The organism is Rhodococcus sp. NPDC003348, from assembly GCF_053589375.1.
The window spans coordinates 115743-127790 of record NZ_JBSFRT010000006.1 but is presented as its reverse complement, the minus strand read 5'-3'; the positions used below and the strand labels follow the sequence as shown (position 1 = coordinate 127790).

Annotated in this window: 11 protein-coding genes and 1 pseudogene; 8 read left to right on the top strand and 4 right to left on the bottom strand. The window is 69.0% G+C overall.

What is annotated here, in order from left to right; genetic code table 11:
- The first annotated feature begins 64 nt into the window (after positions 1–64).
- The 7 genes and pseudogenes from ACWDU4_RS06195 (at position 65) to kynU (ending at position 7626) form a co-directional block, all read left to right on the top strand.
- Positions 65–949, top strand: a complete 885-nt coding sequence (locus tag ACWDU4_RS06195) for a LysR family transcriptional regulator (RefSeq protein ID WP_450112982.1) — start codon at positions 65–67, stop codon at positions 947–949.
- 237 nt (positions 950–1186) lie between these two features.
- The gene (locus ACWDU4_RS06190) at positions 1187–1945 is read left to right on the top strand and encodes a hypothetical protein (protein WP_450112981.1); all 759 of its coding nucleotides are present in this window, start codon (positions 1187–1189) and stop codon (positions 1943–1945) included.
- Positions 1946–2019: 74 nt separating this feature from the next.
- A pseudogene (locus tag ACWDU4_RS06185) lies at positions 2020–3189 on the top strand (DUF222 domain-containing protein); the annotation flags it as partial.
- 444 nt (positions 3190–3633) lie between these two features.
- Positions 3634–4443: an enoyl-CoA hydratase gene (locus ACWDU4_RS06180; RefSeq protein ID WP_450113041.1), complete on the top strand. Its 810-nt coding sequence runs from the start codon at positions 3634–3636 to the stop codon at positions 4441–4443.
- Between the two features lie 54 nt (positions 4444–4497).
- Positions 4498–5370: a tryptophan 2,3-dioxygenase gene (locus ACWDU4_RS06175; RefSeq protein WP_450112980.1), complete on the top strand. Its 873-nt coding sequence runs from the start codon at positions 4498–4500 to the stop codon at positions 5368–5370.
- A gap of 1 nt (position 5371) precedes the next feature.
- Positions 5372–6406 (top strand): hypothetical protein, encoded by a 1035-nt coding sequence (locus ACWDU4_RS06170; RefSeq protein WP_450112979.1) that lies wholly within the window; start codon positions 5372–5374, stop codon positions 6404–6406.
- A complete protein-coding gene (gene kynU, locus ACWDU4_RS06165; protein WP_450112978.1) occupies positions 6403–7626 on the top strand; it encodes a kynureninase in 1224 nt (407 codons plus the stop codon). The genes ACWDU4_RS06170 and kynU overlap by 4 nt, the downstream gene beginning before the upstream one ends.
- Here the strand turns inward: kynU and ACWDU4_RS06160 are convergent.
- Both ACWDU4_RS06160 and ACWDU4_RS06155 read right to left on the bottom strand, forming a co-directional pair.
- The gene (locus ACWDU4_RS06160; RefSeq protein WP_450112977.1) at positions 7580–7990 is read right to left on the bottom strand and encodes a YrdB family protein; all 411 of its coding nucleotides are present in this window, start codon (positions 7988–7990) and stop codon (positions 7580–7582) included. The two genes, kynU and ACWDU4_RS06160, sit on opposite strands and share 47 nt — an antisense overlap.
- A complete protein-coding gene (locus ACWDU4_RS06155) occupies positions 7987–9012 on the bottom strand; it encodes an NADP-dependent oxidoreductase (RefSeq protein ID WP_450112976.1) in 1026 nt (341 codons plus the stop codon). The genes ACWDU4_RS06160 and ACWDU4_RS06155 overlap by 4 nt, the downstream gene beginning before the upstream one ends.
- Positions 9013–9159: 147 nt before the next feature.
- Between ACWDU4_RS06155 and ACWDU4_RS06150 the strand changes: the two genes are divergently transcribed.
- Positions 9160–9597 (top strand): carboxymuconolactone decarboxylase family protein, encoded by a 438-nt coding sequence (locus tag ACWDU4_RS06150; RefSeq protein ID WP_450112975.1) that lies wholly within the window; start codon positions 9160–9162, stop codon positions 9595–9597.
- 11 nt (positions 9598–9608) lie between these two features.
- Here the strand turns inward: ACWDU4_RS06150 and ACWDU4_RS06145 are convergent, their stop codons facing one another.
- Both ACWDU4_RS06145 and ACWDU4_RS06140 read right to left on the bottom strand, forming a co-directional pair.
- Entirely contained in the window at positions 9609–11033 is a 1425-nt protein-coding gene (locus tag ACWDU4_RS06145) for an acyl-CoA synthetase (RefSeq protein ID WP_450112974.1), read from the bottom strand.
- 99 nt (positions 11034–11132) lie between these two features.
- Positions 11133–12035 (bottom strand): proline dehydrogenase family protein, encoded by a 903-nt coding sequence (locus tag ACWDU4_RS06140; RefSeq protein WP_450113040.1) that lies wholly within the window; start codon positions 12033–12035, stop codon positions 11133–11135.
- Between the last annotated feature and the right edge of the window lie 13 nt (positions 12036–12048).

Here is a 12048-nt window from a genome sequence, read left to right as displayed (position 1 = left end):
CTCTCAGGATTCGCCCGGCAAGGTCGTTCCGTCCAATGAATGAATGCGGTATTACAATCCGAATATGGATCAGTGGACAATTCGGCTGGCTCCACAGCTGCGGGCACTCGTTGAACTGGCCGCGCACAACGGTCACATGACCCAGGCCGCAGCAGCCCTCGGTGTGCCTCAGTCATCGATGAGTCGGCGGATCCACGCTCTGGAAGAGGAGCTGCGGGTCCCCCTGCTCATCCACGACGGCCGGGCCGTCCGCCTCACCGACTCAGCCGAACGCCTGGCACGGCAGGTACGCGAGCCGCTACGCCAACTGGATCTGGCGATCGACGAAGTGACCGGACAAGCCGATCCCGACCACGGGACCGTCCGGTTCGGGTTTCCCCTGACGATGGGATCCGGCCGCATTCCCGACCTACTTGCCGCGTTCCGCCATCACCACCCCGGCATCACAGTGCTTCTCAAACAAGCACACGGCTCAGCACTCAGCGCGGATCTCCTCGCGGGCGAACTCGACCTGGCGATCGTCATCCCCGCACCCGAGCGACTCAACCACGTACGCATCGGCACCCAGCAGATCCAGGTGGTGGTGCCCGACAATCATCGGCTCGCGACGGCGCGACACGTCCAACTCGCGGATCTGAAGAACGAGACCTTCATCGCCAACCCGCCAAGTTACAACCTCCGGCAGCTCACCGAGAGCTGGTGCCACGAACAAGGATTCGTACCAGACATCGCGTTCGAAGTCACCGAGTTCGCCACCATCCGAGAACTGATCAACCGCGGCCTCGGAATCGCACTACTCCCACACGACGAACGAATACCTCAGGGACTGACGGAGCTGCCACTGACCGGCTCCCGATACCGCAGAGACGTCACCCTCGCCTGGGGTGCCACAGCCGAAGCACCCCCCACCCAACGCCTCAGCAGCTTCCTCCTCCGCCACTTCGCCTGATGTCGACCTGCAGCGAAGATCAGCGAAACGCTGGTTCAACCAGCGCGGTTCGAGGCGATCCTGGACTCTACCTGCGATGCCTACGGTCGACCGGCGTCCGATGTCGGGCGAGAGTTACTGCCGGATCTCTGCAGTGTCCGGACACGAACGCGTCGTGTTCGTGGTGTGGGACCGACGGTCGCCGCCTTCACTCCATCCGGCTCCAGGGGCGTGACTCCGGCAACCCATAATCGAGTCATGAGTGTCCCCGCGCCCGAATCCCCCTCGTTCGAGCATGTCGACTTCGAGGCACTCGATTCGTTCCGTTTCCCGGACGGCGGCGGGTACCCCCAGAGCTACCGCGAGTTTGTTCGCTCCTGCGGCTGGGCCCGCACGTTCGGCCCGTGGCTCATCTACCCGCCCGTGCAACCCGGTTTCGCAGATGGGCGGGCCCGTGCAGCGAACCTCACCGAGCACTTCCACACGGTCTTCCGCGACGGCGAAGAGGAGGAATTCGACTGGATGATCGAGCCCGACGGTAGCTGGGACCTCGCCGAACGACTCGAAGTCTTCGGCTGGAGCGAGAACGGCGACCTTCTCCTCTGGGACGTCGCAAGCCGCAATGCCGACGAGGAGTTTCCGTCTCTGACCCACAGCTCATCCGGATCTGTTCGAGGCCGAGATCCGCTGGGACGCCACCGCGACCCAAGTCGCTCCGGCGTCAAGCAGCACCGCCCGCAAGCCACGGACACGTTCACGGCGCGCCACACGCCGATCGCTCGTTCACTCCGCGTTGACGTAGACCTGAGCCACAGAGCCAGAAGCGACTGCGCTCACGCGCCACGTCTCGACATCCTTCGACAACTGACGTCACGACCTACCCCGCGGCACACGGACAGGAGGAAGGCCGGTCGATTCGGTGCCCCCAACCACGACCTGACCCGCAACAGCGGGACGACAGGGCGTGGCTGCGGTCGGCCCACAGCGTTGCCACAGCCGCGTCACCGACCTGCATAAAGGTTCTGGCAAACGACGCCACCATCCACGATGATTAGAACATCAGTTCGAGTCACGGGGGGGGTGACGAGCAGATGGACGAACACCTGACAGCGCTCGCCGCCGCCATCGACGGCCTGCTCGCCGACCCGGTGACCGGACTCACCGACAACGAGGTCATCGACACGCTGCAGCGGATGGAAGTATCGCTACGGAAGGCGTCCGCAGTCGGGCACCGGCTGATCGTCGAAGCGGTGGAGCGGTCCATTCCCGGGAATCTGCACTGCCGATCGGTGAACGAATTCCTCACCCAGACCCTGCGGATCTCCGGCGCGGACGCCGCCCGACGGGTCAAGGGCGCGAACAAAGTTGGGACATGGCACACCCTGGGCGGCGACGATCAGGATCCGGTCCTGCCGGTGACCGCCCGCGCTGTTCATGACGGCGACGTGGGGCCCGATCACGTCGCGGCGATCGCGAAAACCATGCGCAAGATCCCCCACGGCACAGGCGCCGACGAGATCGCCGTGGCGGAAAAGATCTTGTCCGACGCCGCCCGAACCATGCCACCCGAAGACGTCACAAAGGTCGGCGTGCACCTGCTCGCGCACCTGAAGCCCGACGGTGACAGTCCCGATGAGAAGGACCGCCGACGCCGCCGCGGCCTGCGCATCGGGAAACAGGGAACCGATCTCATGACACCGATCTCGGGGCTGTTGGATCCGGAAACGAAGGCGTTGCTCGATCCGGTCCTCGCGAAACTCGCCCGCCCCGGCATGAACAACCCCGACGACCCCGAATCACCCTGCGGCGACATCGAATCCGACACCCTCGACCGAACGGCGCTGGCGAAAGCCGCCGCCCGAGACACCCGGACCGCCGTGCAACGCAACCACGACGCACTGAAAGTCGCGCTACGGCACCTGCTCTCGTCCGGGGTGTTGGGTAGTCATCGGGGACTGCCCGTCACCACGATCCTGACGATGTCCGTGCGGCAGGTCGAAGAGGCATCCGGGGTGGCCACCACCGCCACCGGTGGACTCGTCCCGATCCGCGATGCGCTGCGCATGGCCGAACACGCACACCCAGTGCTCACGCTCTTCGACCACCATGGCCGGCCGCTGCATCTGGGCCGGGCGAAGAGGCTGGCATCCGCGGACCAGCGGTTGGCGCTGATCGCTGCGTCCCGTGGTTGCACCCGACCCGGCTGCGACTCACCCGCTTCGATGACGGCAGTACATCACCTGACCGAATGGAACAGGGGTGGCCGCACCGACATCGAGGGCTTGGATCTGGCATGTGATCACTGCCATGCCTTCGTGCACGACGGGCCCGGTGGTTGGCAGACCCGCACCGCGGCAGAAACCACCGGCCGCGCCGGCCGCACCGAATGGATCCCACCACCGCACATCGACCCCACCCGCACACCCCGGGTGAATCAGCGGCACCACCTCGACGACATCCTCGCCGCCGCGCTGGCGCGCCACCGCGCCCGCCGCGACGCAGAACTGCGCGAGCATCGGCGGCGCTGGGCACAGAGGACAAACGAGATGGGCGACGGCGGCGCACCTGACATCAGCAGATCTGACCACCACCGGACAGGACCACCGGCCTGCGGAACTGCGAGTTTCCGGCAACCGCACCATTGGCGAGGACTGTTCGACGTAGGGTCGGCGAACCGATTGCCCCGTACCCAGCAGGAGTGCCAGGTGAGCTTCGTCCTCGTCGAGCGGCCACGCGAGCAGGTCGCGCTGGTCACGCTGAACCGTCCGGAGCGAATGAACGCGATGGCGTTCGACGTGATGGTTCCACTCAAGGAATCCCTGGAGTCGATCAGCAACGACAACTCGGTGCGCGCGGTCGTGCTCACCGGTGCCGGGCGGGGCTTCTGTTCCGGCGCGGACCAGGCATCGGCGGGCTCTCCCCCACACATCGACGGCCTCACGCGGCCGTCGGTCGCGTTGCGGGCGATGGAGATCCTCGACGACGTGGTGCTCGCGATCCGCCGCATGCATCAGCCGATGATCGCCGCGGTGAACGGTGCCGCAATCGGTGGCGGTTTCTGCCTGTCACTGGCCGCGGACATCCGCATCGCGTCCACCGAGGCCTATTTCCGCGCCGCCGGCATCAACAACGGCCTGACGGCCAGCGAGCTGGGCCTGAGCTATCTCCTGCCCCGCGCGATCGGCTCGTCCCGGGCATTCGAGATCATGCTGTCCGGCCGCGACGTCGACGCCGCCGAGGCGGACCGCATCGGCCTCGTCTCCAGGCTGACCGCGCCGGAGGACCTGCTGGACGAGTCCTTCACCCTCGCCGAACGCATCGCCGGGTTCTCCCGGCCGGGTGTCGAGCTGACCAAACGGACGCTGTGGTCGAGTCTGGACGCGTCGTCGCTGGCGCAGCACATGAACCAGGAGGGCCTCGGCCAGCTGATGATCCGGTTGATGACCGACAACTTCGAGGAGGCGACGCTGGCCCGTCGGGAGAAACGCGAGCCGGTGTTCCGCGACACGAAGTAGGACGCAACCTCGTCTGGTCTGGACGCGGCGCACCGGGTACGGCAGTGTCGGAGCATGGGCGACCGAGGTGTGAACGCAGACGGGGAGAACATCCGACCCATCGAGCCGGGGATCGTCACGGACTTCACGGACCGGATGAGCTACGGCTCGTACCTCGACCTGGGTACGCTGCTGAGCGCACAGCACCCGGTCAGCGTCCCCGCGCACCACGACGAACTGCTGTTCATCATCGCCCACCAGACCAGTGAACTGTGGCTCAAACTCACGTTGCACGAACTCGACGCGGCGAAAGCAGCTCTGGCACAGGACGACATCGCGGTCGCGCTCAAGTGCATCGCCCGCGTCAAGCACATCCAGAAGTCACTGACCGAGCAGTGGTCGGTGCTCGCGACACTCACCCCGACCGAGTACTCGGAATTTCGCGGGTTCCTCGGCAACGCGTCGGGATTCCAGTCGTTCCAGTACCGCGCCGTCGAATTCGTCCTGGGGAACAAGAACCCCGGGATGCTGGCGGTGTTCGAGTCCGACCCGGCCGCACACGCACTGCTGTCCCGGTTGCTCGCGGAACCGAGCCTGTACGACGAGTTCTGGCGGTACCTGCACCGCACCGGCCTCCCCGTCCCGCAGTCCACGCTGGGGCGGGACGTGCGCTCCCCGTACACACTCGACCCGAACCTGCTGCCGCTCATCCGGGACGTCTACGAGCACCCGCACGACCACTGGGCCGCCTACGAGTCGTTCGAGGAACTGGTCGATCTGGAGGAGAACTTCCAGCTGTGGCGATTCCGGCACCTGCGGACGGTGTTGCGCATCATCGGCACCAAGCCCGGCACTGGCGGATCCAGCGGTGTCGAATTCCTCCAGCGCGCCCTCGACCTGACGTTCTTCCCCGAACTGTTCGCGGTCCGCACCGAGGTCGGGCGGTGAGATGGGCACCCCGACGGTCGCGGTGCGGGAGGCGTGGCTCGGACAGTGGATGGGGCCCACCCGGTTCACCCTGCGCGGCGGCCGCATGCTGCCCGCCGCACCGGATCACCCCGCCGACCCGGCCGCGGACCTGACCTTCGACGGCACCGTGTTCCCCGGGTTCCGGGACGCCCACGTCCACCTCGAACTCGTCGATGCGGCGGCCCTGTTCGCGGGCGGGCTCGAGGAGGTGTACGACCTCGGAGCACGGCTCGACGCTGCGGCCGCGTGGCGCCGGACCGCAGGCGTCCCGCCCGCGGGACTGCCGCGTATCCGGTTCGCCGGGCAGTTCCTCACTGCGCCCGGCGGCTATCCGAGCGACCGGCCGTGGGCACCGGAGGGATCGGTGCGCGAGGTGTCCGGACCCGATGACGCCGCGAGGGCGGTGAACGAACAGGTCTGCGCCGGAGCCGATTTCGTCAAGGTCACGCTGAACTCGGCGGCCGGCCCGGTACTCGACGACGACACCCTCGCAGCGGTCGTGACAGCGGCGCATCGGCTCAGCCGCGACGTCGTCGTGCACGCGGAGGGAGCCGGGCAGGCGGGACGTGCGCTCGCGGCCGGCGTCGATGTGCTGGCCCACACCCCGTGGACCGAACGCCTCGACGACGACGTGGTGCGCGCCGCGGCCCGGTCGCAGCGTTGGACCAGCACACTCGACATCCACCACGGCCGCGACCTCGAGGTCGCCGTCGACAATCTGCGCCGCTTCCACGCCGCGGGGGGGCGCGTCCGCTACGGCACCGACCTCGGCAACGGGAATCTTCCGCTCGGGGTCAACGCATCCGAGGTGCTGGCCCTGCAGTCGGCCGGACTGGACCGGTCCGGCGTGCTGACCGCGTTGATCGACGGGGACGCCGCGTCGCGGTTCGCCGCGGGACCGCAGCGCGTGTGCCGGATTCCGGGCATCCCTCCGCGCGACGACACCGAATTCGCGCACTGGCTGACCGGCGCCCGCGTCGCCACCGCCGCCGACCTCGAGGAGGACCTGCGTTGAGCACCGACGATCTCACGGACACCGCGCGAGCACTCGACGCCGCCGACCCACTTCGGGACTTCCGCGCCCGCTTCCATGGCGTCGACGATTCCGACGTAGTGTCCTACCTGGACGGCAACTCGCTGGGCCGGCCGACGATCGCGGCCACCGAGGCGATCGCGGAGGCGGTCGCGCAGTGGTCCGGCCGGCTGATCCGCGGCTGGGACGAGCAGTGGTTCGACCTGCCGATCACCATCGGCGATCGGCTCGGGCGGGTGACGCTCGGTGCGGCGCCGGGGCAGACGACGGTCGGCGACTCGACGACGGTGCTGCTGTACAAGCTCGCGCGCGGTGCGCTGGCGATGCGGCCGGGACGCACGGAGATCGTCCTCGACACCGACAACTTCCCCACCGACCGCTACGTCCTCGAAGGCATCGCGGCCGAGCTCGGACTCGAATTGCGTTGGATCACCGTCGATCCCGCTGCCGGGGTCGAGCCCGGCACCGCCCGCGAGGCCATCACCGAGAACACCGCGCTGGTGGTGCTCAGTCACGTCGCGTACCGGTCGGGATTCCTCGCCGACGCCGAGGCGATCACGCGGGCGGCACACGACGCCGGTGCGCTGATCCTGTGGGACCTGTGCCATTCGGTGGGCAGCGTTCCCGTCGAACTGGACCGCTGGGGAGCCGATTTCGCCGTCGGCTGCACCTACAAGTATCTGAACGGCGGTCCGGGATCACCGGCGTTCGCCTATGTCCGTACCGAACACCAGCGCGACTTCCGGCAACCGATCTGGGGCTGGATGGGGCGCCGGGACCCGTTCGAAATGGCGGCGGGATACCTTCCCGCCGATGGGATTCGACAGGTGATCAGCGGAACCCCCGCGATACTCGGGATGATCGCCATGCAGTCGACGATCGACCTGATCGACCGGGTGGGCATCACCGCCGTGCGCGCAAAATCTATTCGCCTGACCGAGTACACCCTCAAGCTGGCCCGCACCCTGCTCCCCGAGGTGCGGATCGCCTCCCCTCTCGACGCCTCCCGGCGCGGCGGCCACGTCACCATCGACCATCCCCGGTTCCGGGAAATGCTGCCGCGGCTGTGGGATCGCGGCGTGATCCCCGACTTCCGTGCGCCCGAGGGGTTGCGGCTGGGCCCGAGCCCGCTGAGCACCTCCTACCTCGAGGTGCTCACCGGGGTGCGGGCGATCGCCGACGAACTGCGCCGGCTCGGCTGACGTGGGACTCCCGCCGGGCGAGTGTTCCGAACACGGCTGTCGCGGCCACGAAGAACACTCCCCCCACCCACGGCGAGAGGAACGCCGACGCGAGTACCCCGGTCACCGCGAACAGCAGTACCTGCACCGCCAGGCGGCGCGGGTTCGAGAGCCGGCGGGTGGCGGTCGGCGCCATCCACACCGCCCAGATTCCGGCCGCGATCACCGGCAACGCGACGGCGGCCGCCATCCGGGCGGGCGTGGCTTCGCCGACGGCCGCGCCGGCGAGCGCGAGGATCGTGAGCATCGTCAGTTCCAGAAGGAACGCCGCGGCGTCGAGGGGGCCGATGGTCGGGTGCGGGTGTTCGCCCGCGGTGTGCGTCATTCCGCCACCTTGATCAGCAGCTTCCCGAAGTTCTTCCCGCCGAGCATCCCGATGAACGCGTCGGGAGCGTTCTCGAGCCCGTCGACGACGTCCTCCCGGTACTTCACGAGTCCGTCGCGCACCCACTCCGACATCTCGGCGAGGAAGTGCCGGTAGTGGTCCTTGACGAACTCGGACTGGATGAAGCCCCGCAGGGTCAGGCTCTTGGTGAGGATGCGGCCCATCAGGGCCGGGGCGCGGTCCGGACCGGCGGGCGCGGAGGTGGCGTTGTACTGGGCAACCAAGCCGCACACCGGAACCCGCGCGTAGGTGTTGAGCAGCGGCAGCACCGCGTCCCACACGGCGCCGCCGACGTTCTCGAAGTAGACGTCGATGCCGTCGGGGCAGGCCGCAGCGAGCTGATCCGCGAAATCGGGTGCGCGGTGGTCGATCGCCGCGTCGAAGCCCAGCTCCCGCAAGTGCGCGACCTTGGTGGGGCCGCCGGCGATCCCCACCGCGCGGGCGCCCTTGATCTTCGCGATCTGCCCGACCGCGGACCCGACCGGGCCGGTGGCCGCCGCGACGACGACGGTCTCCCCGGCCTTGGGCTTGCCGATCTGCAGCAGACCCGCGTATGCGGTGAACCCGGGCATGCCGAGCACGCCGAGCGCGGTCCGGACCGGCGCCGCGGCGGGGTCCAGCTTGCGGACGTGGGAGGCGTCCTCGACGGAATGGGTCTGCCATCCGGAGAACGACAACACCACGTCGCCGACAGCGAATCCGGGGGCATTGGAGGCGAGCACCCGGCACACGGTGCCTCCCACCATGACCGAGTCGACGGGGACCGGGTCGGCGTACGACTCCGCGTCGCTCATCCGGCCGCGCATGTACGGGTCGAGCGACAGGTACAGGGTTTCGAGCAGCAACTGACCGTCGGCCGGCGCGGGCAACGGCACCGACTCGACCCGGAAATCGGACGACTTCGGCTCGCCGACGGGGCGGGAGGCGAGCACAATGCGAGTGTTCTCTGCAGGCAGGCTCATGTCTGTCGAGGCTAGTCCGCCGCCACCGGGAGATGTACGAGACTCGCTGGTCGATCGCGATTCGAACTCGCCGCTCCCACGCTCGCCGATCGCCCGGTCGCCGATCGCCGATCGCCCCGGTCGCCGATCCTTTAGGGAAGGAAGACGATGAGTTCCGTGAACCTGAGCAAGCAGCATCCGGCCGCATACAAGCAGCTGACCGCCCTCAGTGAGCAGGCCGACGCCGCGGCGCTGGAGGCCGGGCTGGATCCGCTCCTGGCGGAACTGGTCAAGATCCGGGTCGCGCAGATCAACGGCTGCGCGTTCTGCCTGCGCATGCACACCCGTGACGCCGTCGCCAAGGGGGAAACGGCCGACCGTCTGGCGGTGCTCGCGGCGTGGTGGGAGTCGCAGTACTTCACCGCGCAGGAGCGGGCCGCCCTGACACTGGCCGAGCAGGTCACCCGGCTGACGGTGCCGGAGGATCGTGCCTGGGACGACGGGTCCCTGACCGACGCGCAGGCCTCGGCGGTGAGCTGGCTCGCCGTGGTGATGAACGCGTGGAACCGGGTCGCGATCACCAGCCACTATCCCGTCGCGCCCTGACCGGGCCCGAGTCAGCTCAGCAGTTTCTTCTGCACCTTGCCCATGGCGTTGCGGGGCAGCGTGTCGACCACGCGGATCTCCCGCGGCCGCTTGTGCACCGACAGCTCCGCGGCGACATGCGTGATCAGCGCGTCCGGGTCGACGTCCTCGCCGACGACGAAGGCGACGATCCGCTGCCCGAGGTCGTCGTCGGGCAGACCGACCACCGCGACCTCCTCGACGCTCGGGTGCCCGAGCAGGCTGGTCTCCACCTCACCGGCACCGATCCGGTAGCCCCCGGACTTGATCAGGTCCGTCGACGCCCGGCCGACGATCCGGTGGAATCCGCCTGCGTCGATCGCGGCGACGTCTCCGGTGACGAACCAGCCGTCCTCGGTCCAGGATTCGGCGGTGGCATCGGGCCGGTTCAGGTAGCCGTCGAACAGCATCGGACCGCGCACCTGGAGTCCGCCGATCGACTCGCCGTCGTGCGGGACCGGCTCGCCGTCCTCTCCGACGATGCGGGTCTGCACGCCCTCGACGGGCAGGCCGACCCACCCGGGGCGGCGTTCGCCGTCGGCGCGGGTGCTCAGGGTGATCATCGTTTCGCTCATCCCGTACCGCTCGATGGGGGTGAGGCCGGTCAGCGTGGACAGCTTCTCGAACACCGGCACCGGCAGGGGTGCACTCCCCGAGACCAGCAGCCGCGCCCCGGACAGCGCCCGCGCCGACTCCTCGTCCAGTGCGATCCGGGACCACACGGTCGGCACCCCGAAGTACAGGCTGCCGCGCGCCTCCGCGTATGCGGCGGGCGTCGGCTTGCCGGTGTGCACGAGGCGGCTGCCGACACGCAGCGGTCCGAGCACACCGAGGATCAGTCCGTGCACGTGGAACAGCGGCAGTCCGTGGACGAGGGTGTCCTTCTCGGTCCACTGCCAGGCCTGCGCGAGCGCGTCGAGGCCCGCGGCAATGGCCCGGCGGGACAGCAGCACCCCCTTCGGGGCGCCGGTGGTGCCGGAGGTGTAGAGCACGAATGCTATCGACGCCGGATCGGGCTCCGGGTGGCCGTGCCAGTCGCGGGCGTGCAGCCGCACCGGAATCACCGGAAGCGTGCCTGCCCGGGAACTCGGCGAAATGTCACCGCCCTCCGGTGCCTTGCCGAGCCATGCCTGCGCGCCCGAGTCGGTCAGGATGTGCTCGAGCTCGGCCGGGCCGGAATCCGGGGGCACGGGCACGACGGTGACGCCGGCGAACAGGCAGGCCACGATCGCGACGACCGTCGACGCCGTCGGCTCGGCCAGCACCGCGAGCCGCCTCGCGCCGGCGATCCGGCGGGCCAGCGCGCCTGCCCCGCCGACGATGTCGCTACGGGAGAGGGTGTGACCGTCGATCCGCACGGCGTCGGGCACATCGTCGCCCTGGGCGACGGCGAGGGGGTTCAGCGAACGCAGCAGCACGCCCGCCAGCGTCTCACATGCCCGCCCGCGGGCGCGTCTCACATGCCCGCCCGCGGGCGCGTCTCACATGCCCGCCGGCGGGCACGTCTCACATGCCCGTCAGTCCCGGCTCACCAGCTGACGCATGAAGAACGTCAGGTTCGCGGGACGTTCGGCGAGGCGGCGCATGAAGTAGCCGTACCACTGTCCGCCGTACGGGACGTACACCCGCACCCGTGCCCCGGCGTCGGCGAGCCGCTGCTGCTCGACGTCCCGGATGCCGTACAGCATCTGGTGTTCGAACTCGTCGGCGCCTCGTCCGACGCGGCGCGCCTCCTCCCCCGCTGCCTCGATCATCGCCGGGTCGTGGGAGGCGACCATCGGGTAGCCGTGACCGTCCATCAGGACGGTCAGGCATCGCCGGTAGGACGCGTCGACCTCTGCAGCGCTCTGGAAGGCCACCGACGCAGGTTCGCGATATGCGCCCTTGCACAACCGGATTCGCGACCCCGGCCCGGCGAGGTCGCGGCAGTCACCCTCGGTGCGCCGCAGGTAGGCCTGGAGCACCGCCCCGAGCCACGGAAAGTCGGCGCGGAGGGCGGTGACGATCGCCAGCGTCGAGTCGGTGGTGGTGTGGTCCTCGGCGTCGACGCTCATCCACACCCCGGCCGCCTTCGCGGCCTCGCACAGTTCGCGGGCGTGGTCGAGGGCAACCTGCTCTCCGCCGGACGGCAGGGCCTGACCGAGCGCGGACAGTTTGACCGACACCTCCAGCCGGCGTGGTTCCGCATCACCCACCTGCGGCAGGTCGCCGAGTTCGCGCAGCAGCGCCCGGTACTCGGCGACGACGGCCCGGGCCTGCCCGAGGTCGATGGTGTCCTCGCCGAGGTGGTCCACACTGACCGACCGACCCGACGCAAGCAGCTCACGGGTGACGGCGAGGGCGTCGGACCTCGACTCCCCGGCGACGAACCGGGTGACCAGCGACCGGGTGCCGGGAGCGTGGGTGATGGCCGCCTTCATCCGGGGCGAGCGT